Genomic DNA, 25,507 nt, shown 5'->3' on the forward strand with positions numbered 1-25,507 from the left:
CTGGTCATTCTTGCTATTTAATTTCTAATCGAAGTAAGGTTGTTTTTAGTTTTAATAACTCAGGTAAGGTTTCCAATAATAAACTGATTTGTTTAAGCACCAAAAGTAAATTATCTGACAAATTTTCTTGATCACTGATGTGCTGAATTTCAGTGAGCTTTGTTTCAATTAAGGCTTCATTTACAGCGATTTGGTTAAGCAAAACATCAGTTAAAGTATGTTTGCACCATAACATCAAATCTAAAATCTGCTGATCATGTACATGTTCACGATGGCTACCTAAAGCTGAAACATAACTGAGCTGGCTATGGCTATAGACCAAGTATCGAAAGGCATTGTGAATTAAATCCGGATTTGGATTGGGTTCAGCACTTAAACTGGAAATCATCGTGGATAATTCAATCTGTGCATTATGTGCTGCTCGGCGTGCTTTACGATAATCAATACTGTTGGTGCGGCCTTGTTGATATTGTTCAACAACCGCATCGAAATAGTCTAAGGTTGCCTTACTGCTTTTCCGGATATTGTTGGAAATATCACGGAAGTTCCAGTCTGGCCAAATAAAACTGACCGCAAACCATGCGATTAAACATCCCAAGAGGGTGTCGATAATGCGTGGTAAAATAATGGCATAGCCTGCGCCTTTTAAATTAAAGATCAACAAGACCATAAGCGTTGCCATTAAAGTCGCCATGGCATATTTTTTTGAGCGTAGGTAGAAAAAGTACACCCCAAAAATAATGGTGAGGAGCAATTGGCCTTCAATACTGGGGACAAAGTATAAAATCGGAATACCCAAAAGTACCCCTAATACAGTGCCTAGCGTGCGCAGTTTTAAACGGCTTTTGGTGGCAAAATAACTGATTTGGCATACAAATAAACTGGTAAGTAAAATCCAATAGCCGTTTTTGGCAAAGGGCAATAGTGAAATGGTATAGCCCACAGCAAACACAAACGCAATACGCACGGCATGGCGAAATAATGCAGAGTTTGGGGTTAAATGTTGTTTAATCTTGAGCCAAAGGTCTGGTAGATCATGGATATCATCATCCAATAAATTGAGATTATCTCGATGTTGGCTATAACTTTGTTGATAATTACGTTGTTCAATACTCAGGTTAACAAATTGATCTTGCACATTTTTCAGATTGTTTAATACCAACAGTAAATTTTTTACTTCTAAATTATGTGGATTGTGTTGAATCCATTCCTGCATTGAGTTTTCTAAATGGGATAAAGCAATATTATTGTCTGTATGCGTTTGAAAGATTTGGCGCTTTAAAATTGCCTCGGCAAGTTGCTGGCAATTACGCGCCTGCAAACGAACATTCTTCTGAATACGATAAATTAAATCTGTGCGACTAAAGTTTTGATGAATCTTTTCATAGTGCAAATAATTAGACGTAACTTGTTCATGAATATCTTGGGCCAGAAAATATAAATTAAGCCAGTAAATGGTGTTTTTATTGGCACGAGAGGCTTTTAATCGGGTCAGTAATGAGGCTTTGGTTTGGTTTAAGTTTTGTACCAACTGACTGTTTTGCAAAGAAAGATCATATAAAAGTTGCTCAACATTGTCGACATTATCAGGATCAAACAGTTTTGCTTTTGACATCAACAGCTCAGAAAGAAGATTAAAGCTATTGGATAAGTTGTCTTGTACAGCCTGTGTCGGTTTCAGTAGATAGAAAATGATAGAGGTCACGCCATACCATAATGTGCCCATGACAAAATAACTGGGCTGTTGATACCACTCAGTATATTCACCTAAGCCAAACATGGTATAGATTGACAAGAGCACGGTACCAAATGAAATGGTGGCGTAGCGTTGCCCCAATGCCCCCATTAAGATAAAAGCTGCGCTGGACAGAGATAAGTAAATTAAAAATAAAAGTTTATAGGGATGTAAAAAATCTAAAATACTACTGACAGTAAAAAACAGCACACAGACCAAGCCAAGATTTCTTAAACGAATACTCAGTCGGTCATCAAAATCTGTGAGCGCTGTTGCAATTGCACCAAGCGTAATCGGTACAATGAGCTGTTCATAACCTAGAAAATACAGTCCAAGCGTTGTTCCAGTTAAAACAATCAAAATCTGTAGGCAATAAATCAAAGTTGAATTTGATTTTATATTTTGAAAGATTTGCTGATAACTATTCACAGTGTCAATTCAGTGGCTTGGGCGTTTCAATATTTTACTCGTTTCTGAAAAGGCGACACGATTTATTGCATGTAGAAATGTAAAAAATAAACGGTAATATTCAACATTTTGTATACAGTTTAACCCTTACTTAAATGCTTAAAAAAACTCAGAATAAGCGATCAAATACTTAAAAATAGTAAAAATGTCAAACCAGCAAAACACTGAAATAAAACAACCTCGTTATCGCAATGCTGAATTAACCGAACGTCGTAATTTAAAAATGGCGGGTTCGATCCATGCCTATGTACGTGGCAATACGGCCAAATATTATGATTGGTTGAAGCAAGCTGAAATAAGTTCGATCCCACAGGGGCCTGCAATTTGGATTTGTGGAGATTGTCATACTGGGAATTTGGGCCCTGTTGCCAATGCTGAGGGTAAAATTGATATTGAAATTCGCGACCTAGATCAAACTGTGATTGGTAATCCTGCCAATGATGTTATCCGTTTAGGGTTATCCTTAGCCACAGCTGTGCGTAGTTCAGATTTACCTGGTGTGGTCACCGCGCAGATGATTGAAGCGTTGTATGCAGGTTATGTGCATGCCTTAGCACACAACGGTCGAGGGATTGATAAATTACAGCGACCAGTACTTGTGCATAGTGCGATGCAAAAAGCACTTAAAAGAACCTGGAAAAATTTAGCAAGAGAGCGTTTAGAAGGTTTAACGCCTGAAATAACCTTGGGGAAGAAATTTTGGCCCTTATTAAAAAAAGAACATCTCGAAATTCATCGTGTTTTTAATCAGCCTGATATTCAAGATTTGGTCACAATGATTGGTCAGCGTGATCAATCCGCTCAATTGAAAGTCATCGATTCAGCATATTGGGTTAAAGGGTGCAGTTCTTTAGGCTTATTGCGCTATATCGTACTGATGGATTCATCGAATCATATTGTCAGAGATGGCAAAGGCCTGTGTTTAATGGATCTGAAAGAAGCCACAACAGCACTTGCACCACGTTATTCAAATACACCGATGCCAAAAGACAATGCGGCAAGAATTGTTGAAGGCGCAAGACATTTATCGCCATTTTTAGGGGAGCGGATGCGAGCAAGTAAGTTTTTAGATACTTCGGTTTTTATTCGAGAGTTATTGCCACAAGATTTAAAACTCGAAATAGAAGGGGTCAATGAAGTTGAAGCCAAAGACTTAGCTTTCTATTTGGCTTTTGTGGTTGGTCGTGCACATGCTCGACAGATGGATGATGTAGTACGCAATGCTTGGGTAAAAGAGCTAAAACGTAATCAATCTAAAACTATTGATGCACCATTTTGGCTATGGCGTAGTATTGTCGAATTGATGAGTGTACATGAGGCAGGTTATTTGGAACATTGCCGCCGTTATGCGCTTTCGCATCTAAAATAAACACGATGTGGATAAGCGCATACTTATCCACAATGAATGATTTAAATTATTGAATCACACCACAGGCAATACGATCCCCACCACCACCCAGTGGTTTTGGATGGTCTGAATAATTATCGCCACCCGCATGAATCATAATAGCTAAGCCTTGAATATCGGCCAGTTTTAGACGTGGTGCAATTAATGTTGTTTTGGCATTACCATTTGAATCTACATTAAGTACAGGTAAATCGCCCATATGCCCATCATTCGGAGTGCCATGACCAGTTTTTTGTGGATTGAAATGACCACCCGCAGCTAAAGCCGCGCCCATTTTTCCGTCTTTTTCAGCGGGGGCACATGAGCCTTTTTCATGAATATGGAAACCATGATAACCAGAAGGTAATTGGCTAAGTTGGGTGTTGATGGTTAAACCATTTGGAGAATCTTGCAAGCTCACTGTACCAATTTTTGCACCAATGCCTTGTGCAGAGACCGCATGCATATCCACTGTTTGTAGTGGTGTTTTAAGCTTAGGTTTGACCGTTGTTGTACTACATGCCGCTGTAAAAAGTGCGATACATGTACAAAGTATAGAAGTTTTAAAGAAAGTAGATGTCATCGAACGCATCCAAAGTATTTGATTATGATTAGTCACTATTCAAACAAAGCACGGCCTGATAAACAATGTGAATTAAATGTCTGATTGTATGAATTTATTTAACAGTAAATTTGATTGGCATTGATTATGCTGACTAAAAATAAATAAACAAAATAATCAGCAAAATAATTACGCAGAATATCTGCGATATAAGATCGCTATACAAGGTATATTCGCCAATTAAAGCTTATTGGCGAATATACGATTTACCCATATTGAAATTTTAATTGTCACTTGCCTGGATTGGGCTAAGGTTTTGTGGGCTGATCATCATCAATGTCATAGGCCATCGTGGCATCTGGCATTAGGATTTCTGGCTCAGTGGTTTCATGTAACCACTCACGCCAAATGGCCAAAAGAATTGCAAGAATGACAGGACCAATAAACAGTCCAACCAGCCCAAAACTTGCCAATCCACCAAGTACACCAAACATGATCAACAAGAACGGAATCTTGGTTGCACCTGAAATAACCAAAGGTCGAATCACATTATCAGCAGTACTGACAATACAAACACCCCAAGCCATTACACCGATTGCTTCCATGGTTTGACCTTGTGAAAACAGCCATAATGAAACTGCACCATAAGCAACAGGAGGGCCAAATGGAATCAGTGCCATCAAGAAAGTCACAATGGTGAGTACCATTGGATTTGGAACACCCGCAACAAAATAACTTACACCAGCAAGAAATGCTTGAGCAACCGCAGTTAAACCAACACCATAAACCACAGCACGGGTTGTTTCAGAAATGGTGTCAAGATAATGGTGAATACGTGGGCCAATTAACATTTGTAAGGCTTTACTGACTTGTTCCAAAATGGTTTGACCATCTCGATAGAAGAAGAATAAAGACATGATTGCAAAACCTAGCTTAACCAGATTTTTGGTAATTTCGTTCAAGACGAATTTACCATAGTTCATATGGCCTTGAATCCACAGACCAATGGTTTGCGAAAGGCTGGTAGGATCAGCATTAATTTCACGTACAGTACGGCTGACTTCTTTGCCAATGATGGGAAGTTCACGGATAAAGTCTGGAACAGTCAAATGACCTGAAGATAATTGGCGTTGTAGGTCGAAATAAAGATTTCGTCCTTCATGTTGTAAAATAAAAATGGCAAAAGTCAGTGGAATTCCAACCACCAAAACCACCAGCGTAATCATCAGTGATGCACTGAGGGTTGGTCGATTCGAACCAAACATTCTTAATATGCGTTTGTACATTGGCCAAGTCATATAGGCAATAATACATGCCCATAACACAGGTACAATGAAGTATTTGAGAATATCGTAACCTAAAAAAATAAGGATAAACAATAATCCAAACAATAAGATACGTTGTAAGTTCGAAGTGAAATCTTGCACGAATTACTCTAAAAATTGTGAGTGATTGACTCAATATTAACTGAAAAATAAAGTGTGGCAAATTTTAACCGTACTTTATCTGATCTTTCTTGAATTGGTTTTAGAACCAATCGCTTGGATCGTCTATTAAAGCATCAAGTAAGGGTTGCCATTGTTCTTGAATGGTTAAAAAGTTCTTTTGGGTTTTATCAAAAACGTTTAAACCTTGCATCGCCAATTGGCTATAGGCAGTACGTTCGGATATCCATGCAATAGGTTTTTGTTCGATTTTATCAAAGAATTGCTGAATATCTTTCGAGCTTGAGCTGTTGGCTTTCATTCGATTGGCAACCAGATATACAGAAACTTTGCCTTTACGGATTTTTTTAATGTCTTGGATGTGTTTAAGGAAACGTCGGGTACTGTCGATATCAAAAAATGAGGGTTGTAGCGGAGTGACTACAGCATGGCATTCACTAATCAATTGCTCAGCATGTTCACCAGTTAAAGCACCTGGTGCATCAATCACTAAATAATCTAAGTTTTTAGGTGCATCTCCAATTGATTTTTCATGACGCCAATCCAGACTTTGAATTGTTGCTGCAGTGTCAGGACGTTGCTTTAACCATTGCAGTGCAGATTTTTGTCCATCTGCATCAGCCAAGGCCACTTTATAGCCTTTTTGTGCAAGCGCCGTCGCTAATGTTATTGCTGTAATCGTTTTCCCACAACCGCCTTTTAAATTTGCAACAAGTATTGTTTTCATGATTGATCAATTAAGTCTGTAAGCTAACCTTCACCTTACTTTAGCATTAATTTTTAGCATATAGGTTATACATGACAAAACTTTAGTAGTTGTTTACATTGTGCAAGATATCGAGTTAGAGGAAAAAGCATGTCCATCTGGATGGCGATGTTAATTGGTGCATGTATTGGCATCGTTTTAACCACAATCGTGTTATCAAGTACGCGTAATGGCAAAATCAAAGCAGAGTATGAGCAATATATTGCTGAGTTGGAATTGGAGCATCAGCAGACTTTAGCAAGCGCGCAAAAGCGTAGTGTAAATACCAGTCGTGCTGTGTTGAAAGGCAAGATGGCGGAACAACTGGCACCAATCATGCCTGAGTTTCGTTATTTACCCAGTGATGCCAAGTTCTTAGGGGATCCTATTGATTATGTCGTGTTTGATGGTTATACCGATTTTCGAGATGGTGAAGGTTTGGCTGAAGATATTGAAGTGGTGCTGATTGATATTAAGAGTGGTGGGGCACGTTTGACCAAAGGGCAACAAGCGATTGCTCAAGCAATTCAAGATGGGCGAGTCCGCTTTGAAACGATTCGGATTGATTTTGAAGATTAGAAGGTTGAAGTGTTGTTGCATCGAGTGTGTAGATTTTTAGCCTAAATCAAAAAGCAAGGTCCTTTTCGACTTTGCTTTAGATCAAGTGAAAAGGACACTGTTTTCAAATTGTGGGTGAAAGTCGAAACGATCTTGTTTTTAACCGAGATTGAGTGAGGTTAAAATTTCTCTATTCTCTTCAATGGCGAAAGCTTAGAGCTTGTGTGCTCTGGCCATAAACATACGTCGTCCAATTTTTGGCAGATCCTCAGCATCAAAATAATATTTTTCAGAAAACTTAAAATTGGCGTTTAAAAGTTCAAGTTCGATATTACGGTTTAAGTGACATCCATCGGCAATAACTTTTTGTATAGGCGTTAAAAGATCTTGCAGTTTTTTTAAGGTATTATTGTCATGATATTGAACGTGTTCAATTAGATGCAGTGTCCCTTGAGGCTTTAAAACACGATAAATTTCTTGAATGGCTTTGTCTAAATTGGCAATGCTACACATGGTCCATGTACTGACGATATTTTCGACTGAATGATCTGCAAAAGGCAGCTTTTCTGCGCTGGCTTGAATGTGTTGCACATGAAAGGGCGCATCAAATACCCGTTTTTGAGCAAGTTGATAGACATCTCGGTTTGGCTCAAGCGCATAAACTTGATCAACCTCTTGGTAAAATGGCAGGTTTAAACCTGTACCAAAACCGATTTCTAAGACTTCACCTCGAACTTTTCCAAGTAATTCTGCACGTCCATCCATCATGCTGGGTGTTTGCATCACTTGATTGAGCAAATGCGGGAAAATACGTTGTTGGTAAAATTTATAAATCATCATTGTATGCAATTATAGGAATATAAGCTAAATTCTAACCAAAGCCTGCTTTGAATATAAGACAAAAATAGGACGAAATCTCTGTATTTTGTTACCGAAACTCGATTTTTATTTTAAGTTTTTATATTAATACTAGGATTATAGATTTTGTACAGTTTTTAAGTGTGGTTTGAGGAGCATGATATGAGTAAAAAGTTAATCTGTGCAGCGTTGATGGCACTGAGTGCTTTTCAGGTCTATGCCTTTCAATCTACTGATTCTTCTAAAGTTTCAAAAGCCAACCCAGCATTTAATATTGCCAATGGTTTAGCACCAATCGACCAACATCAGAAAATTTCTGTTTTGGAACCTTTTCATGGTGAATTTCGGATCCTCGGTTCAAAAGAATATAAGGATGATGAGCAAGCAAAATTTTCTCCAATTGATTATGCGGTAACTCGCGGTTTATTTACTGAGCCTGAAATTGCCCGTCAGATTTCGATCAATCAATATGATCGTTTCTTAAATTGGAAAATGGCTCGACCACCAATTCCTGCTCAATTGGCAACTCAATTGGTCAGTAATATGCATATTATTCCCGCTAACCCTGAAATTGCTCAACAAATCAAACAGGTAAAGCGTGGTGATTTAGTTCGTTTAACTGGTGATTTGGTTCAAGTGAATGATAAAGATTTGGTGTGGAAATCTGCTTTGGATTGGAATGGTGTCGGTGATGGGGCGTGTAAACTGATTCGGGTGAATTCTATTCAGTGGTTGGAAAAGCAAAATATCTAAATTCAAATTGAGCCACATCAGAGAAGATGATAAGGTTTGCTATAATTTTAGCCAGTTTGAATCATAAAGAGTGTGATAAATGAAAGGTTTAGTGGGTTTTACTTTGTTGGTTTGCAGTTTGGGCTTAGTCGCTTGTCAAAGTTCAAGTCCTACAGTGGAAGGTAAAACACATGAGTATACATTGAAACAAAAGTGCCCAACTTTGATGGATATGAAAGTGGGTGAAGTGCTTGTATTCAATGCGCCTGAAAATCCAAGCACAGGTTACCAATGGCAGTTATTACAACCACTTAAAATATTTAAAACAGAAGAAACCTATTTGCAAAATGATAATGAAGAGGGAGCAGTGGGTGTCGGTGGCACCAAGACTTTCCGTTTTAAAGCTGAAAAACCAGGACAAGATTATATTGAATTGGTGCACGTTCGTTCATGGGAATCTTCAAAACAACCTGATCAACAATGGCGTTGTCGTATTCGGGTTTCTTAGGATTTCACTTTAATTGTACTGGTTTAAACATGATTAGCGATTCTTCTCTTGTGCCATTTGATCTGGCACAAGAGAAGATTAAAGCATTAGTTTTTTTATTTTTTATCAGTCAATTGTTTCCAGTGATCAAGTTGCTCATCAGCGCTTAACATTTCTCCCATACCTTTGACTGCATCACTTGGATTTTTCAGTTCACCATCTGCAGATTGTTTTTTCTCATCATAGACTTTGGCTTGATTTTCCCAATATTGATAGCGTAACCCTTGAATATAGCGTCCTTGTTCGGTTTTTAGATCCAGTTGTTTAAGCATATTCAGCGCAGATTCAATGCCATCACGTTTGAGCTGACGATCTATTTCTTCGGTAAGAGTGCCATCTGTTGCACGTTTTTTTAGGTCAGCTTCTAAAGCATTATTATTTTCTGTAAATTTCTGATCATATTCTTCAAGTAATGCAATATCGTGAGCATCATCGGGTGTACTTGGAAAGCTTTTAATCGGTTTGGTTTTCAATTGATCCATGATCTCTTGAGAGGCATCTTTAGGTTCAGATGAATTGTTTTGCTGTGGGCTATCTTTAGGAGAACATGCTGCCATGAAAACGACGGATGTAAGTAAACCTGAAAGGAGTAAAGGGCGAAGTATTAAATTCATGATAAACATTCCTCATTAAAGCGTTTCGATTAGCGCAGTTTCCTAAAGTTATAAACATAGGTGACATAAGGGAAGTCTATTTCATCTTGTGCATGTTTACCCGTATATTCCAAGACAATATGTTCGAATTTGTGTTTTAGTTTGAATTGCTCTTCTTCAGGCATTGCTGCAATAAAACTGGTGGATAATAAGCGCTTACTGACCACGTTTTCCACGGTTCCAGTTTGTACTTGTGAAAAGACTTTGGCTGTTTCAAGCTGGAATAAAAATTGATTTTCAAACGCTAATTTCCATTGCCCACTATGGTAACGTGGTGTGTCTCCTTCGATCGTCGCGAGCAGATCTGCCAATGCTTTAACCCAATCTATCGTCTCATCGCGCTGGTTCCAGACCAAACCAAGATGGCCCTCAGGTTTTAAAATGTGGTGAATTTCATTCAAGGTTTCAATATTGGCAAACCAGTGAAATGACTGCGCGCACAAAACAGCATCAATACTTTCAGATTCTAACGGAATTTGATCACTCTTTGCTTGAAGCGTTTGTACATCAGGATGTACTATTTTCAATTGTTCCAACATTTCTGTGACGGGCTCGACAGCAATAATATTGGGCGTTGCTTGTTTGAGGAAAGGGAGAAATTTTCCAGTACCTGCACCTAAGTCAACAACGCTTGAATCTGGGCCTAGGGCTAAATCTTCTTTTAACCATTTGACCACGTCTTGTGGATAATTGGGTCTGACTTGTTGATAAAGTTCAGCAGCAGTACTGAAGCCTTTTTGAGCAGCAGGATGTAGGGAATGTGTCATATTTTGCGCTTTTTTATCTGACTAGACTCTATAAAATATGACACTTGAAGCAATCAATAGGCAAGTGCCTATTTATTTAATTTCAGCCAATGATAGAGCTAGTGCTCGGTGTGCGAATGGATAAGCAAATAATTTTTGAAGATGATCATATTAGAGCAATCTATTTACAAGGCGATTCTGACACTTTAGTCCTGTCATTTGGTGACTTGATTTCTAGAGCTAAAGGACTTTCCATCAATGCTGAAAAGTCTTTGATGAAATATAACTATGCCGTGGTCGGGATTATGCCAAAACAGAAGTCTTGGTTTCCTGCCTCAAGCATGGCTGTATTGTTAGAGCATCTAGATCCCATTTTAAAGCAATTTAAAAATATCGTGGGTTATGGCGGTTCGATGGGTGGCTATGCGGCAATCAAATATGCCAAAGCTTTAAAAATGAATCGAGTGGTCGCCATGGTTCCACAATATTCAATCGATCCTTTAGAAGTTGAGGACAAGCGTTATACAGATTTCTATGATGCTGAATTAAATGCGGATATGCGTATTCAGGCACAAGATATCGTTGCAGACTGTGAATACATCATTGTTTATGACCCTTATTTTGAAAATGATAAAGAACATTATTTAAAAATTAAGCCATTGATCCCTCAGTTGCATACGTTACATTTACCGTATACTGGTCATGATGCGATTGCAGTTTTAGCCAACTCTGCGTTACTACATGATTTTATTGAACGTGAATACGATCAAACTTATTTTTATAAGCAGATTCGTGAAGTAAAGAAAAACAGCAAATTTTATTATCGAAGTGTGATTGCTCACTTATTGGGGACACATAACGAGGCTTTGGGTAAAATTCTAAAAGGTACAGATATCCAACTGGATAGTACTTTCTTTGATGCCAGTTTAAAGCAGACCATTACGCGTATTTTATTAACCAATAAACGAGTAGATGAGCAAGATTTGCAGAAACTGGGTATTCAAGTCAATTTTGCTTTTGAAGATAAAACGCAGCTACAAGACAGTTTTGGCAATATTTTAGTATTTAACGTGATCACGCAAAAGCTAGAAAGCTATGATCAACAAGTGATTGATGTGAATGGAAAATACATTATTCCATTGCATGTTGAAAACAATGGTTTGGCACAAGTCGAGATCAAAAAGCAGACCTATTTGATTTGTATGAATGATCGCCGTGTGACCAAATTATTTAAGCAAGATGAAGCGTTATCTTTGGATATGAATCCAATTGTAATTAAAAAAACCACTGACTTTTATGTATTGACCTATAAAAACTTTTATATGAGTTGCGATATTCAAGGTTTGGTGAGTTTTGATGATGAAAGCTTAAATGAGTTTTGCCACTTTAAGGTTGCTTAAAGTCAGCGGTTGAGCTGAAACACCATTTGGTGTCTAACGATTTCACATTTGAGCCATTTAAATGATAGATACGGCTTTAGTTACATTGCTTTAAATAGGCGATTGGAAATAAAGCGGTATATTTTTTAAATTCATTTTGAACGTCTAAATCACTGACTTTATAGACTTCGCTGGAATGTTGATAAACATCAGTCACTGCTGCCAGAGAACCTTCTTCACCGTCTTTATAATGATAACGGAAGGTTTTTTGCGTGGCGTGGAGTAGTTTCTGCTTCATGGGTGGTTGATGAAGGAAGGTATAATTAAACACACGATTTTCCATTTCCAAATAATATCGAGCTTGAATACGACAACCCCGATTTAATTTAATCAGTTTAAATTCATTTCCCTCAGAACTTCTAAACTCAGCTTCGTCTAAGTTATTTATTGATTGTAAAACATATGCTTTTGCATAGACTGGTGAATATAAGCTAAAACCAAGCAGAGCGAGCATAAGCGACGGATAAGCTGTCCAATTCATTGTAAGGTCTTTTTGTTGATTGTTTAACTCACTATAAGGCGTAATCAGGTGTTTTAAAATATAAAAGATCCATACCAGAAGTCCCTATCAACTCATAAGACGAAGATACCAGCTATCAAGTTTAGAACCTACGATTCGCTCGTTTGAACGTCCCAAAGTCATTAAAACGGACCCCATTTGCTTGCATCACTGGATAGCAGTCTTGAGCAATGGTTTGACGAATATAAAATGGATCACGTACAACAAAATGGTGAATGGCATGTGTGCCAGCAAAATTAAAACAAAAGGCCTGTAAAGGTTTCATCCGCCAATCTGTCCAAACCTGACACTGCTGAACGATATTGCCATCTTCAACATCGCCATAATAATGCATATTGGAACTGGTAAAATGTAGACTTAAGGTGCGTAAGAAGTTTGGTGCTGCAATGCTAACGGCATAAAACTTTGTAGTTTTGTCTGCAAGTCTCCATAAGCTATTTTTAGGTTGCGCTATGCCTGTGGCTTTCATTGCTAATTTGGCAGCATTGATCAATAAGAAACCATGCCATAGGGCATAATGAATATGTCCAAAGGGTGCATAACTCGCAGAAAGTTTTGCTTTTAATTTGAGTTTATCGGCTTGGGATAAATGCTTTTGCGCATGAATAAAACGCTTGGTGGTTTTCATCATGGTGATGGGGCGTAAATAGATCGCCAGCATATTGTCACCAGTCATCAGCAAGCGTTTTAAGCCCCATTGATCACCATTGTTAATACCGCGTTCTTCTAAATCTGTTTTAGTACCCGATGATTTGTGATGATGTAAATGTACCTCGCGACGTATCCACGGGTTCACGGTACTTGGACGAAAGGTATAAACGGCTGCCAACATGGCATCATTGATTTTTTTGTTTTTACGGTAATACATTTGGTGAATAAGATCATGCTCTAGTTCATGTAAGAGCGACATCCAAAATGCAGAAAGCGGAATTGCCACATACCAAGGCATTTTCCCTCGAGTGTATTGTGTTATATTGAAAATAATCCCTGTTACAGCTGTTACAAGGATGGCTAGGCCAATTTGGTCTTGGTGCTGAACCAGCCAAGGATGACGTTCACGTAATTGATTTCCAGCTTCCAAAATTGTTTTACGAATTCGGTGGCTACGTTGTTCATCTTCTGGATCAGCAAAAAGTTTAGTTTTGCTTTGTATGGACATTTGTACATCGGAAAGGGGTAAATTCATCTTCGGTTTCCTCTATATTTTTGTAGTACGACAAGGAAGTTTTTTAAAACCAACATTTGTTGGTTTTTATGAGAGATTATCTGATGATTAAAATAACGTCAACGTCAGTTTTAAAAAAAATGACGAAAAAGGTGAGCCAACCAAAACAAGAACGTTCCCAAAAAAGAATGGATAAGATGCTGGCAACCACGCAAGAGTTACTGTTATCCATTGGAATTGAAAAGATTTCGATTCCTGAAATTGCCAATGCATCTGGCGTTCCGCGGACCAGTATTTATCAATTCTTTCCGACGAAATACGATATTTTTCGTCATATTGCACTGACGCATTTAAATGATTTAGTCAAACAACTCGGACAGGCTGCTGTTCGAGTGTTGACGGAAAATCCAAATGCAGCCATAGAAGTATACGGACAGCTACTCTCTGAAAGTATGATTCGTACCACTGCCAAATATTTTAATGAATCTGAAACAGCAAGCTTGTTGATTTTAAGTGGACCTTTTACCCGGCAAGCTTATTTGGAATACCAAATAGAATTAAAAAAGGTCAGCCATGGCGTCCGAAAAGCACTTGAAATGATTAACGTCGATGAATATGTACCACAGGAGCCAGATACATTGACGATTTTAATGGAATTGGTTTTTACTTGTATGAAGCATGGTTATTACAACGAAAGCTATATTTCTGAAGCCATTATTCAAGAGGCCTACCGTATGACCAATGCATACTTATTGGCTTTAAAGAATAATTCTTTTGGTTTTCCAGAAGCGTCTGCTTCGTAAGTGTAAAACTAGCTCTCTATCATTAAGGAAAAGCAATGAAAGCTGTATTTTTAGATTATGAATCTTTAGATAAACAGGATTTGGATTTTAGTCAGTTAAGCGCAGCTTTTGATGACTTAATACTTTATCCATCGACCACAGCAGAACAAGTTCTAGCGCGGATTCAAGATGTAGACGTGGTGATCAGCAATAAAGTGATTGTGAATGCTGAGGCGATGGAACAATGTAAAAATTTAAAATTGATTTTGATTTCGGCCACGGGGACCAACAATATTGATTTAGATTTTGCGCGATCCAAAGGTATTGTGGTGTGTAATTGTCAGGGCTATGGCACATCTGCAGTTGTCCAACATACACTGACGTTAATGTTGGCATTAGCAACATCTTTACTTAAATATGAGTATGCAGTTAAACAAGGCGAATGGAACAAGTCGCCAATTTTCTGCTTACTGGATTTTCCAATTGTTGAATTATCTGGGAAAACCCTTGGCATCATCGGTTATGGGGAGCTTGGTCAGGCGGTTGCCAAGTTGGCAGAAGCTTTTGGAATGAAAATTTTGGTCGCATCATTACCCAATCGACCAACGCATAAGGATCGAACACCCTTTGCCGAGTTGCTTGCGCAAGTCGATTTTCTTTCTTTGCATTGTCCTCTAACAGCGGAAACACGTGATTTAATTGATAGCCAAGCATTTGATAAAATGAAAAATTCTGCTTTCTTAATCAATTGTGCGCGTGGTGGTATCGTTAATGAACAGGCTTTAGCCGATGCATTAAGACAAGGCAAAATTGCAGGTGCGGCAACAGATGTACTTTCTGTTGAACCGCCGACACAAGGTAATGTTTTACTTGCACAAGATATTCCAAACCTGATTATCACACCGCATAGTGCGTGGGGCAGTGTTGATGCACGTCAACGTATTGTGAATCAAATGTTTGCAAATGTTGAGGCATTTAAGCAGGGGAAAGTGATTCGTCAGGTGAATGGCTAAAGAGCCGAGTGAAAAAGCACAATGAAAAAAGCTGCAATTAAAAGGCATCGTTAAAAAAGTACAGTTAAACAGCTATATGCGTTTACTGCTATCACCTAACATGAGTAGCGCAAGGTGGTGTGGAGATCGACGGATTAAGTGTGTTGTTTAACTGCTTATCTTGGTACACCAACCTCATCATCTGTTGAACTTTGCGTATTGGTTGAGTTGGTGTCTTTTGAGCCTGTGGTATTGGCGTTGACATCACGCTCTTGGTTCTCGATTGGTAATGACTGTTTTTTAATTTCAGGTTCTTCTTGCGCATTGTTGGGTAATTGATTTTGAACTGTGGGTTGAACAGGTTGTGTGGTGATCGGCGTATTTTGAACGTTTGCTGTAGTTGCAGCAGTTACAGTATTCGTCGTATTGGGTGTGGTCGAAGATTGGCTTAAACTACCTTGTTCAATCGGTACATTTAAACTGGTTTTACCCATCACTCGATCTTTGGTTTGCTCAACTTTTTTTACCGCAGTATCGATGCCTTGGCGGGTACTATCACGAGCCTCAGTAGCTTTTTCAGTGGTATATTTTTTGGTATTTTCAATGGTTTCATCCAAAGACGGTTTAATTTTTTGAATCCCTTTTTCGGTCGCATCACCTACTTTTTCAGCGGTATTCTGTACAGCTTCACCGGTCTTATGTGCCAATACTTTAAAAATATTTGGATTATCACCATATGGCTGGGTTTGATTTTGAGTATTGGTTTGCGCATAGAGTGATGGTGTTGCAAGTAATGCAGTGATCACACATAGACTTTTGATCATCTTCATGATGTTTTGATCCCTTTATGATGATTGTAGCGATTCGCTCAGTGCTAATTGGGATTATCATACTGTTTTATTTAGATAAAAAGTAAAATGGAAAGAAAAATCCTACAGCAAGAAAACATATGTATACATTGCATACCAAATTACTGGCAGATGTATAAGAAAAGCTCACCTAAGTGAGCTTTTTTAAATGTGCATTAAATTTAAATTATTTTGTAGCAACTTTAGCGTCTGTAGATACGGCGACTTTAGCGCTACCTACTGGTGTTTTCACATGGGTTTGTGAATTTACTTTTGCACCTGTATTTGCTGGTTTAGGTTTAACTAAATCCTTGGTTTTCTGCCAAGTTTTACTTGTCGCTGATTTGGTTTTGTCTTTTACTTTAACAGCTGCTTCTTTGGTGTTATGACCCGCTTCAGAACTTAGTTTTTTGGTATTTTCCCACGCACCTTTCGTCGCAACTTTACCTTTGTCTATGCCTGTTTCCACACCTGTCCCGACTTTATCAGCAGCATGTTTAGTGCCGTCCCATGCATCTTTAGATACATCACGGGTTTTATCGACACCTTTTTCCACACCTGTCCCGACTTTATCAGCAACATTTTTAGTGCCATCCCATGCATCTTTAGATACATCACGGGTTTTATCGACACCTTTTTCAATACCTGTACCTACTTTAGCAGCAGTATTCTTGGTGCCATCCCAAGCGTCTTTAGACACATCACGGGTTTTATCAACACCTTTTTCAATTCCATTACCCACTTTGTCTGCTGTGTTATGGATACCTTGACCAATGTTGCTTAGAATGCCTCCATTGGTTCCCACTTCAGCAGAAGCATTTGCACTTACATCTGTATTGGCAAAAAGAGGAGAGCTGGCAAGAAGTGTTGTGGCGATCACTGTTGTTTTAAGCATTTTCATAATTAGTTTTATCCTGTACCTGAATGAGTTCAAGTTTGAGTGTTGCCTATAATAATGTGAAATATGTATAAAAATAGTCTTTGAGATAAAACAGCAACAGCTTATCTACAGAGTTTTAACAATAGTGTAAGAATTGTGAATGAATGTTACGGCCAGATGTGTTTGGGGGAATTGAGCGTTTTTACTTTTTAAATTCTGATGCTTATAAGAATATGGGAATGATGATAAAAGCATTTTCTGTAAGAATTTCTAGCTTGTTATTAAAACAAAAACGACATAAGCTTTGGGTTAAATTGTTGGTTTAATCATCATAATGAAAAATATAATAATCTTGATATTTCTCACCTTTATATTGAGTTTAAAACCCAGTTTTGCCTGCGGCTGTGGTGATGAATTGTCTTCCAGCCATCAAATAATGAGTTGGATTGTGATGGGCGTGGTATTTTTAATTTATTTGATTCCAAGCCTTTATTTTGCAAAATATTTTAGGAAATATCAGCTATCTATTGGACATCTGATTTTGTCTCATGTGCTGATGATTGCGATACTCTACGCAATGATGAATTCGTTTAAATTGGGTTTAAATCCAATTTATTATTGGTTTAATCATTACCTCCCAAATCGTTTCATATTTGCTGCGATTGGACTTATTGGCGTCCTTGTTTGGATTTATCCCGTGATTTATGTGGCTAAAAGAGCGAAATGATTGTGCACGTTAGCGCTTTTAGCTTCAACGACGTAACAAAGTGAAGTGCCGAGATTAATTACATTTTTCCAGATTTGATGCTTTAAAGTTGTTTTTAAGTGAGTTGAAGTTTTTAAGCTTTTCAGCATCTTTTGGGTCAAAAACAGTTTGTTTGTTTTCGACTTCAGCGTCTACATTTGAAAATGCTGAGATGAGCTGATCACCTTTAAAAATCCAATGTTCTGTGGCTTTGCCCGTTTCAAAGTTGCCAGTAAATTCGATGACACAGTTGTCTGTTTGTTTGATGAGTTTGGCAAGGTTATGTTTTGTGCTTGGTTCAGCAGAGATATTTTTATGTTGTTCTAAAACAGTTGGAGCGTTTGGATTGGTGGGTGTAGTTGAGCAGGCGGTGAGAGCGATCGCGATTAAAGGTACAGATAATAATATTTTAGAATTCATATGCTTTTGATCTTAAACTTAACTTGATCAATTGAGTCTATACAATGTATTGGGAATATTTAGTTTTAGATTGTTAATTTTTATTGTTATGTTTTCATTTATTTATGCGTTTTGGAAAGCGGAGACTAAAAATAAACCCGCTCGAAAGCGGGTTATAATTTATATTTCTACTTAGTGCTGTAACACCGAAATATCCGCAACACTTATAAAAAATCGTATAACTGCATAAGTAGACTTATACGATTTGTTCCCATCGCTATATCACCATCACATTCTTAAAGAATACATTCGTCGCCTAATGTAAAAGAGGAAACAGCGAATGATTTTTACCCATGCTCTTGATGATAATGGCGCGTTTGAAGTGTGAGTAATTGTGATTTTAAATGATTTAAATCTTCATCTAAACCAAATCTTTGCGCTAAAGGATCAACCAAGTGGCTTGAGTCAAGATGAGTGGTCTGTAAAGACAAATCATCTGAAAAAGACTTTAACTGTTGTCTACGGGATACGCTAGAACATGAATAGCGTCTAAATTTTTCAAGTAAGAAAACTAAACGGCGTGTTTCAAGCGTACTTAGATTATTTGTTATAGAAGGTAAAAGCTCTGAATAGAGTAAAGCCTCAGCAACTGGTTTCACTTCACTAAATGTTGCCGATGATAATGGTTGTTTTAACAACGTATTTAAAGCGTGTTCAAACTCTACCTGATTCATCATATGAGTTAGCCTCTTAACTCCGAAAGGATTGACACGATATATTGAATATTCGAGTGTAATTGTTCAGGAGTCGCATAGTACATTTCAGCATTATTCGCTGATTTTTTAAACGCTTCAAGAGAAAACTTACCATTAAGGTATAATTCTTTGATGTCTTCGATATCTCTATCAGATAAACGAGCAAGTTTTGAAATGGCTAAATCTAAACCGGATACTAAATAAACTTCAACAATACGATTGGCAACTAATGGAATCGCTCTTTCAAGGTAGTCAGGGTCGACAGATGCAAGGCTGGTGTTAAAACTACGATCAAACTCTAAATTAGTTTCAAGATTATTATCATCTAAATATTCAACATCATTATTTTCTAAAAACACAACTATATCGTGTTTCTTTAATTGCTGGATTGCCTGAATTTCAGCATCTATATCATTGCTACCACGAGCATTGGTATGAATATGAAATGCACAACCACCAAAAATAAAAGCCTTTACAGCGCCATGCGGTAAATTCTTATGATTTTTTAATATGTAATTCTCAAGCTCTTGAAAGAGCTTGAGAATAGCGATAGTAATTGGAGAATTACTATAGATCGTCATACTTAGTGCTGTAACACCGAAATATCAGCAACGCTTGTAAACAAGTCACGTAACTGTGCAAGTAAACGTAAACGGTTTGCTTTGAGTTCTGCATCATCTGCCATGACCATCACATTCTCAAAGAATGCATCAATCGGTGCACGAAGCGCAGCCAACTTAGAAAGCGCAGTGGTGTAGTCTTTCGCGTCCAAAAGTGGTTGAACCGCAGGTTTGATATTTTGAATCTCGGTATAAAGCGCCTTTTCAGCATCTTCAAGCAATTTAGCTTCAACAACCTCACCTGTAGGTGCGGCTTCTTTTGCCAAGATATTGGCAACACGCTTATTGGCAGCAGCCAAAGCAGCAGCTTCTGGCAAGTTACGGAAATGATTTACCGCTGTCACACGCTTATCAAAATCAAGTGGAGATTTTGGAGAAAGTGCTTGAACAGCCTGAATCACATCAACCGCAACACCTTGGTCTTCGTACTTAGCACGGTAACGACCTTCAAGGAATGCGACAGCATCGGCTAAAGTCTTCGCATGATCTTTCAATACATCGCCATAAGCAGCCAAAGCAAGCTTGATCAGTTCTTCAATCGAAACATCAAGATTATTTTCAGTCACCAAACGTAAGATACCAATCGCAGAACGACGTAAAGCAAATGGATCTTTCGAACCTGTCGGTGCTTGGCCAATCCCGAAAATACCTGTGAGGGTATCTAAACGATCAGCAAGGGCAATGGTTGTACCTGTTTTCGTTTTTGGTAGAACATCGCCAGCAAACTTAGGTAAATATTGCTCACCTAAAGCTTCAGCAACTTCATCATTTTCGCCTTCAATACGTGCGTAATAAGTTCCCGCGATCCCTTGAAGTTCAGGGAATTCACCGACTAACTCTGAAGTTAAGTCACATTTTGCAAGCAGTGCAGCTTTTTCAGCATCAGTAGGATTTGCACCCGTGATTGCAGATAACGCCACAGCCAATTTTGCAATACGTTCAGACTTGTTCCAAAGTGTACCCAATTGCGCTTGGAAGACCATATTGGCTAATTTTTCTTTACGAGAAGCAAGCGGTTGCTTTTGGTCTTGTAAGAAGAAAAACTCTGCATCAGATAAACGAGGACGTACAACTTTTTCATTACCCTCAATGATTTGAGTCGGATCTTTAGACTCAATATTGGAAACAGTAATGAAATAAGGCTGTAATTTATGTGCTGCATTGACCAAACAGAAATACTTCTGGTTGTCTTGCATCGTGGTGATCAAGGCTTCTTGAGGCACTGCAAGGAAACGCTCTTCAAAGCTTGCACGTAACGCAACAGGCCATTCAACCAATGCAGTCACTTCATCACGCAGGTCCGCAGGAACGATGGCAATCGCATTGACTTCATCAGCCAAAGCTTTAACTTGTTGATCAATGATCGCTTGACGCTCTTCAAAAGAAGCCACGACATGTGCTGCTTTTAATTTCGGTAAATAATCATCTGAATTTGTTAATGAAATTGCTTCAGGGGCATGGAAACGATGACCATAGGTCAGATTACCCGCTTTATGATCCTGAATCGTTGCATCAATCACATCATTGTCTTTTAACAAGACGACCCATTTCACCGGACGAACAAATTCAGTACGGCTTGCAGCAGAACGCATACGTTTTGCGATTGGTAAGTTATCTAGTGCTGTTTGTAAAATTTGTGGAAGTAAAGCGTCAAGACTTTGACCTTTCACATCTTTTAAATAACAAACTTTTTCAACTTTACCTGCTTGGAAAGTTGATACTTGATCCGCAGTAATGCCTTGACCACGCATAAAGCCTTCTAAGGCTTTGGTTGGTTTGCCTTCTGCATCATAAGCAGCTTGTAGGGCAGGACCATCAAAACGCTTTTGAGTGTCTGCTTGTGCACCATCAACATTGACAATTTTTAATGCCAAACGACGTGGTGCTGCATAAGCTTCAATTGAATCAAATGCCAAACCTGCGTCTTTTAAACCTTTAACCGTTTCAGCTTGTAATGCATCACGTAAGGTCTTTAAGCTTTTAGGCGGTAATTCTTCACAGCCAAGTTCGAATAAAACTGTATGTTTAGACATTATTTATTCTCCTCAGCTTTTGCTTCTGCTTCAACTTGTGCCTTTAACTGTGCAAGCACTTCGTCACGTAAATGCGGTTCAGCCATTGGGAAACCGAGTTTGGCACGAGCAGCCACATAGCTTTGTGCAATAGAGCGTGCCAAAGTACGCACACGTAAAATATAACGTTGACGCTCAGTGACAGAAATAGCACCACGTGCATCGAGTAAGTTAAAGCTGTGTGATGCTTTGATGACTTGCTCATATGCTGGAAGTGGAAGTTCCGCTTCCATTAAACGGGTTGCTTCAGCTTCATAAAAATCGAAGAGTTCAAACATTTTTTCAACGTTGGCATATTCAAAGTTATAAGTTGATTGCTCTACTTCATTTTGATGGAACACATCACCGTAGGTGACTGTACCAAATTGACCTTTGGTCCAAACCAAGTCATAAACTGAATCAACACCTTGCAAGTACATTGCCAGACGTTCAAGACCGTAAGTGATTTCACCTGTGACTGGGTAGCATTCAACCCCACCGACTTGTTGGAAGTAAGTAAACTGAGTCACTTCCATACCGTTTAACCACACTTCCCAACCTAAGCCCCAAGCGCCCAATGTTGGAGATTCCCAGTTGTCTTCTACAAAACGAATGTCATGTGTAAGCGTGTCAATACCAATCGCTTCTAAAGAGTCTAGATACAGTTGTTGGATATTGTCAGGGTTCGGTTTAAGCACCACTTGGAATTGATAGTAGTGTTGTAAACGGTTTGGGTTTTCGCCATAACGACCGTCTTTAGGACGACGTGAGGGTTGAACGTATGCTGCGTTCCATGTTTCTGGCCCAAGCGCACGTAAGAATGTTGCAGTGTGAAATGTCCCTGCGCCCATTTCCATATCGTAAGGCTGTAACACCACACAACCTTGTTCAGCCCAGTAGTTTTGTAAGGCAAGAATTAAGCCTTGGAATGTATCAATATGCGATATGGCGCGACTCATGCAGCATCCACTATAAGTATTAGAAAAAATTGGTTCTAAGTATAAGGATTTTGGGGAGGTGTGGCAAAGGTTAGTCTATAAATATTGATTCTTATCGCAGATCAACTTATGTACATTTTTTCAGATTTTCTTTTGAGATAAAACTTTTCATTTCTTTGGCCTCTTTTCTTATTTTCATTTCCTCAATGTGCTCTTCAATTTTTGCATCTGGAGCATCACTATTGATTACGGGTTCCGAGCTTGAATTTTCAGATATTAAAATGAGATCGTCCCTAAAAAAAGCCCAATCTTTTTCTATTGTTGGTATATTTTTAGAAGTGGTTTTTGCTTTTAAGATGCAGATTTTATCTTTTTTAATCAGCGTAAGTTCAAGTGTGCTTGATGGTTCGCCCGTCATTGCAATTTGCTTTGCTTCTAAAATTACAGGTTCATTTGATGTACTACATGCAGCAAGGAAAAAAGAAGAAGTTAAAATGATGAAATGAGTTGTTTTATTCATTGGTAAAATTAAATAAGTTAAATTATATGTTTGATATTAACATAAAAAATTTATATTCATGAACTTTATAAAGGTAAATGGCGCTGCAAAAACTGAATGTCGGAAGTTCATCATGACGATGTCACAACGATTCATTCAATGTTAAGTAAATGAATTATTTAGAAATCATAGGGGCGAATTTAGAGGATGATAAAATGCACAAGATCATTATTGGGCTGTAGCAAAATTAGAAAAGATCAATCAAAACTTAATCTTCAATCCATAATCCTTTTTCATTGCCAATAAAGCTTCTGCATTGCCTTTGGCATCGTCAACAGGGTTATGGGTATGTGCTGTTTTACGTAAATGCTTAAAACTTTGAAAGCTATCTTTGACCAGTCCTTTATACAAACTGCCTAAATTTTGTGAACTAAATCCAAAGGGATTACTGCCAGTAAAATGATGAAAATACCAACAGACAAACATCCAGTCAAAACCATTATTATCACTAATAAAGATAGGGCGATCTTTACTGACTTTGCTCACCCACTTGGCAAAGTCTTTCATAACATGCTCAGGATTGTTAAAGCTTAGGGTTTCTTCACGACTAAAGCCTGAAACTGCGAGCGCTTGAGGAATATAATTTTCGGAAATTGGTTTAAGTAAACCGTAGAATTGTTGATGTAAATGATCTTCGACCAACACTGCACCTAGCGCAATCATTGAGTAATCACCGGGAATTGGACCATCTGCTTCGATGTCCACCATAATATAAGCCATATATTCTCCTTATTTTAAGATATTGTTTTTATGGTGGAAGTCATTATAAATGATGATTCTGATCGCTGACAAACTTTATCAGTATTTTGCTTTTTTAATATTTATAGCTTATAAATTATTGAATAAATTTAAAACATTTTTAAATCATTCATTATGCAAAAAATACAGAAAAACAAACTTTGGCTAAGCCTTTTCCTTATTCTATTGGCAGTTATTTCTATTCCTGCGATTCATCTTTTTAAAACAAAAATCAATGAGCAACAGGGAATTGAGCATATTCCTATAGGCTATCGGGATGATGCCAGTCATCTTAATTTGACAAAAGTGCATAAAATTGTCGATGTAGAAAGTACACCCGAAGCGATTCAACAACAACTTAAAACTTTACTTAAATATGCAGCTGAACATCATCTAAAAGTCTCGATTGCGGGAGCTAAGCACAGTATGGGAGGGCATACGATTTACCCTGATGGTATTGCACTGAATATGCTGCCCTATAACTACATGAGCTTTGATGAGAAGAGCAATATTCTCACGATTGGCTCGGGTGCAACATGGGAAGCGGCCCTTCGGTATTTAGACGGCTATGGTAAATCAATTGCAGTGATGCAATCTTTTAGTAATTTCTCGATTGGCGGTTCGATCAGTGTCAATGGGCATGGTTGGCAAAAGAATTCACCCCCGATTTCATCCAGTGTTGAGTCATTTACCTTGATGAATGCACAGGGAGAGATTGTAAAATGTAGCCGTACAGAACATCCTGAACTGTTTAAATTGGTGATTGGTGGCTATGGATTATTTGGCATTATTCTCGATGTAAAATTAAAAGTTGTGGATAATGTCGCTTTAACATTTCAATCAATTTCAGTATTACCTGAAGACTATGTAAACGCGTACCAAAAGATTGTCAGTAATAATCCAAATGTACAATTTGCTTATGGTCGGTTACGTATTTCAGATAAGCATTTTTTACAGCAGGCAACCTTAAACTATTTTGAAAAAATTGATAAAAAACCTTTAGCCTTGTCACAACAGCAAAGTAAAAACGCTGAAACCAAGCGGATTGTGTTTCGTGGTTCTGTCGATAGTGAATACGGCAAACGACTCCGCTGGGATCTAGAAAGTAGCCTGAATTCAGTATCGCCTTATGCGACGTTTAGTCGCAATGAAATTCTCAGTGAGGATGCCGCCTTGATTGAAAATAAAGATATCCATTCAACCGATCTATTGCATGAATATTTTATTCCAAAGCAGCACTTGGCTCAGTTTATTCAAGATCTCAAGCCTGTTTTAAAAACGAAAAAAGTGGATCTACTCAATATCACGATTCGTGAAGTTGAACATGATCATGATGCATTTATGAATTATGCCCGAAAGGATGTTTTTGGCTTGGTGTTTCTGTTTAATCAAAAGAAGACCGCACAACAAGAGCAGGATATGCAACAACTGACTCAGCAATTGGTTGATATTACACTTAAAAACCAAGGCACATTTTATTTGCCTTATCGTTTACATGTGAGTCGCGACAAGATGCGTTTAGCCTATCCGCAAACGGACGCCTTTTTTAGTTTGAAGAAAAAATATGATCCAGAGGAGATTTTTAGTAATCAGTTTTATCTACATTATCGTGAGTCGTGAATGATGGTCTGGAGAATACT

Annotated in this window: 27 protein-coding genes; 9 read left to right on the forward strand and 18 right to left on the reverse strand. The window is 38.2% G+C overall.

Features of this window, described 5'->3' with window-relative positions; translation table 11 throughout:
- Positions 1–13: 13 nt before the first annotated feature.
- Positions 14–2,164 carry a YccS family putative transporter gene (gene yccS / locus ACZ5QH_RS01870; protein WP_303577666.1) on the reverse strand — a complete coding sequence of 717 codons (2,151 nt, stop codon included), beginning with the start codon at positions 2,162–2,164 and terminating at the stop codon, positions 14–16.
- A gap of 184 nt (positions 2,165–2,348) precedes the next feature.
- Between yccS and ACZ5QH_RS01875 the strand changes: the two genes are divergently transcribed.
- Positions 2,349–3,572 (forward strand): DUF2252 family protein, encoded by a 1,224-nt coding sequence (locus ACZ5QH_RS01875; RefSeq protein WP_239046560.1) that lies wholly within the window; start codon positions 2,349–2,351, stop codon positions 3,570–3,572.
- Between the two features lie 46 nt (positions 3,573–3,618).
- Here ACZ5QH_RS01875 and sodC read toward each other — a convergent pair whose 3' ends face one another.
- The 3 genes from sodC to ACZ5QH_RS01890 form a co-directional block, all read right to left on the reverse strand.
- Positions 3,619–4,173 carry a superoxide dismutase family protein gene (gene sodC, locus ACZ5QH_RS01880; RefSeq protein WP_004718225.1) on the reverse strand — a complete coding sequence of 185 codons (555 nt, stop codon included), beginning with the start codon at positions 4,171–4,173 and terminating at the stop codon, positions 3,619–3,621.
- A gap of 287 nt (positions 4,174–4,460) precedes the next feature.
- Complete coding sequence (locus ACZ5QH_RS01885; protein ID WP_004818697.1) at positions 4,461–5,579, reverse strand: AI-2E family transporter; 1,119 nt, start codon at positions 5,577–5,579, stop codon at positions 4,461–4,463.
- 100 nt (positions 5,580–5,679) lie between these two features.
- Positions 5,680–6,324 (reverse strand): ParA family protein, encoded by a 645-nt coding sequence (locus ACZ5QH_RS01890; protein WP_303577667.1) that lies wholly within the window; start codon positions 6,322–6,324, stop codon positions 5,680–5,682.
- 129 nt (positions 6,325–6,453) lie between these two features.
- Between ACZ5QH_RS01890 and ACZ5QH_RS01895 the strand changes: the two genes are divergently transcribed.
- Entirely contained in the window at positions 6,454–6,921 is a 468-nt protein-coding gene (locus tag ACZ5QH_RS01895; RefSeq protein WP_034615380.1) for a Holliday junction resolvase-like protein, read from the forward strand.
- A 192-nt stretch (positions 6,922–7,113) separates the two neighbouring features.
- Here ACZ5QH_RS01895 and ACZ5QH_RS01900 read toward each other — a convergent pair whose 3' ends face one another.
- Complete coding sequence (locus ACZ5QH_RS01900; RefSeq protein ID WP_004718217.1) at positions 7,114–7,737, reverse strand: class I SAM-dependent methyltransferase; 624 nt, start codon at positions 7,735–7,737, stop codon at positions 7,114–7,116.
- Positions 7,738–7,920: 183 nt separating this feature from the next.
- On the opposite strand from ACZ5QH_RS01900, the gene ACZ5QH_RS01905 reads away from it, so the two are divergent.
- Together ACZ5QH_RS01905 and ACZ5QH_RS01910 are read left to right on the forward strand one after the other, a co-directional pair.
- Complete coding sequence (locus ACZ5QH_RS01905) at positions 7,921–8,511, forward strand: hypothetical protein (protein ID WP_004818701.1); 591 nt, start codon at positions 7,921–7,923, stop codon at positions 8,509–8,511.
- 79 nt (positions 8,512–8,590) lie between these two features.
- Complete coding sequence (locus ACZ5QH_RS01910) at positions 8,591–8,998, forward strand: protease inhibitor I42 family protein (RefSeq protein WP_004718213.1); 408 nt, start codon at positions 8,591–8,593, stop codon at positions 8,996–8,998.
- Positions 8,999–9,093: 95 nt separating this feature from the next.
- Here the strand turns inward: ACZ5QH_RS01910 and ACZ5QH_RS01915 are convergent, their stop codons facing one another.
- Both ACZ5QH_RS01915 and ACZ5QH_RS01920 read right to left on the reverse strand, forming a co-directional pair.
- Complete coding sequence (locus ACZ5QH_RS01915) at positions 9,094–9,651, reverse strand: hypothetical protein (RefSeq protein WP_004818703.1); 558 nt, start codon at positions 9,649–9,651, stop codon at positions 9,094–9,096.
- Positions 9,652–9,680: 29 nt separating this feature from the next.
- Positions 9,681–10,457 carry a class I SAM-dependent methyltransferase gene (locus ACZ5QH_RS01920; protein WP_303577668.1) on the reverse strand — a complete coding sequence of 259 codons (777 nt, stop codon included), beginning with the start codon at positions 10,455–10,457 and terminating at the stop codon, positions 9,681–9,683.
- An 89-nt stretch (positions 10,458–10,546) separates the two neighbouring features.
- Here ACZ5QH_RS01920 and ACZ5QH_RS01925 point away from each other — a divergent pair, with 89 nt between their 5' ends.
- On the forward strand, positions 10,547–11,836 hold the full coding sequence (locus ACZ5QH_RS01925; RefSeq protein WP_303577669.1) for a hypothetical protein: 1,290 nt from the start codon (positions 10,547–10,549) through the stop codon (positions 11,834–11,836).
- Between the two features lie 76 nt (positions 11,837–11,912).
- On the opposite strand, the gene ACZ5QH_RS01930 is transcribed toward ACZ5QH_RS01925, so the two are convergent.
- Together ACZ5QH_RS01930 and ACZ5QH_RS01935 are read right to left on the reverse strand one after the other, a co-directional pair.
- Entirely contained in the window at positions 11,913–12,356 is a 444-nt protein-coding gene (locus ACZ5QH_RS01930) for a hypothetical protein (protein WP_303577670.1), read from the reverse strand.
- Positions 12,357–12,477: 121 nt separating this feature from the next.
- Positions 12,478–13,581: a fatty acid desaturase gene (locus tag ACZ5QH_RS01935; RefSeq protein ID WP_303577671.1), complete on the reverse strand. Its 1,104-nt coding sequence runs from the start codon at positions 13,579–13,581 to the stop codon at positions 12,478–12,480.
- 83 nt (positions 13,582–13,664) lie between these two features.
- On the opposite strand from ACZ5QH_RS01935, the gene ACZ5QH_RS01940 reads away from it, so the two are divergent.
- Together ACZ5QH_RS01940 and ACZ5QH_RS01945 are read left to right on the forward strand one after the other, a co-directional pair.
- A complete protein-coding gene (locus ACZ5QH_RS01940; RefSeq protein WP_004818708.1) occupies positions 13,665–14,363 on the forward strand; it encodes a TetR/AcrR family transcriptional regulator in 699 nt (232 codons plus the stop codon).
- A 35-nt stretch (positions 14,364–14,398) separates the two neighbouring features.
- The gene (locus ACZ5QH_RS01945) at positions 14,399–15,355 is read left to right on the forward strand and encodes a 2-hydroxyacid dehydrogenase (RefSeq protein ID WP_303577672.1); all 957 of its coding nucleotides are present in this window, start codon (positions 14,399–14,401) and stop codon (positions 15,353–15,355) included.
- A gap of 155 nt (positions 15,356–15,510) precedes the next feature.
- Here ACZ5QH_RS01945 and ACZ5QH_RS01950 read toward each other — a convergent pair whose 3' ends face one another.
- Together ACZ5QH_RS01950 and ACZ5QH_RS01955 are read right to left on the reverse strand one after the other, a co-directional pair.
- Positions 15,511–16,164, reverse strand: a complete 654-nt coding sequence (locus tag ACZ5QH_RS01950) for a hypothetical protein (protein WP_303577673.1) — start codon at positions 16,162–16,164, stop codon at positions 15,511–15,513.
- 205 nt (positions 16,165–16,369) lie between these two features.
- Entirely contained in the window at positions 16,370–17,083 is a 714-nt protein-coding gene (locus ACZ5QH_RS01955; RefSeq protein WP_303577674.1) for a hypothetical protein, read from the reverse strand.
- A 313-nt stretch (positions 17,084–17,396) separates the two neighbouring features.
- On the opposite strand from ACZ5QH_RS01955, the gene ACZ5QH_RS01960 reads away from it, so the two are divergent.
- Complete coding sequence (locus ACZ5QH_RS01960) at positions 17,397–17,789, forward strand: hypothetical protein (RefSeq protein ID WP_303577675.1); 393 nt, start codon at positions 17,397–17,399, stop codon at positions 17,787–17,789.
- 54 nt (positions 17,790–17,843) lie between these two features.
- On the opposite strand, the gene ACZ5QH_RS01965 is transcribed toward ACZ5QH_RS01960, so the two are convergent.
- The 7 genes from ACZ5QH_RS01965 to ACZ5QH_RS01995 all read right to left on the reverse strand — a co-directional run bounded on the left by ACZ5QH_RS01965 (position 17,844) and on the right by ACZ5QH_RS01995 (position 23,849).
- A complete protein-coding gene (locus tag ACZ5QH_RS01965) occupies positions 17,844–18,227 on the reverse strand; it encodes a hypothetical protein (RefSeq protein WP_303577676.1) in 384 nt (127 codons plus the stop codon).
- A 326-nt stretch (positions 18,228–18,553) separates the two neighbouring features.
- Complete coding sequence (locus tag ACZ5QH_RS01970) at positions 18,554–18,943, reverse strand: hypothetical protein (protein ID WP_303577677.1); 390 nt, start codon at positions 18,941–18,943, stop codon at positions 18,554–18,556.
- Between the two features lie 5 nt (positions 18,944–18,948).
- A complete protein-coding gene (locus ACZ5QH_RS01975) occupies positions 18,949–19,542 on the reverse strand; it encodes a DUF6036 family nucleotidyltransferase (RefSeq protein WP_244014824.1) in 594 nt (197 codons plus the stop codon).
- Positions 19,543–19,544: 2 nt separating this feature from the next.
- Positions 19,545–21,614: a glycine--tRNA ligase subunit beta gene (gene glyS, locus ACZ5QH_RS01980; RefSeq protein ID WP_244014826.1), complete on the reverse strand. Its 2,070-nt coding sequence runs from the start codon at positions 21,612–21,614 to the stop codon at positions 19,545–19,547.
- Positions 21,614–22,591: a glycine--tRNA ligase subunit alpha gene (gene glyQ, locus ACZ5QH_RS01985; protein ID WP_004718182.1), complete on the reverse strand. Its 978-nt coding sequence runs from the start codon at positions 22,589–22,591 to the stop codon at positions 21,614–21,616. Before glyQ ends, glyS begins: the two co-directional genes overlap by 1 nt.
- 106 nt (positions 22,592–22,697) lie before the next feature.
- Entirely contained in the window at positions 22,698–23,090 is a 393-nt protein-coding gene (locus ACZ5QH_RS01990) for a hypothetical protein (protein WP_303577678.1), read from the reverse strand.
- A 240-nt stretch (positions 23,091–23,330) separates the two neighbouring features.
- Positions 23,331–23,849 (reverse strand): 3'-5' exonuclease family protein, encoded by a 519-nt coding sequence (locus ACZ5QH_RS01995; protein ID WP_056516792.1) that lies wholly within the window; start codon positions 23,847–23,849, stop codon positions 23,331–23,333.
- Positions 23,850–24,002: 153 nt separating this feature from the next.
- Between ACZ5QH_RS01995 and ACZ5QH_RS02000 the strand changes: the two genes are divergently transcribed.
- The gene (locus ACZ5QH_RS02000; protein ID WP_303577679.1) at positions 24,003–25,487 is read left to right on the forward strand and encodes an FAD-binding oxidoreductase; all 1,485 of its coding nucleotides are present in this window, start codon (positions 24,003–24,005) and stop codon (positions 25,485–25,487) included.
- Positions 25,488–25,507 lie beyond the last annotated feature (20 nt).

It is taken from the genome of Acinetobacter sp. Ac8 (assembly GCF_055392545.1).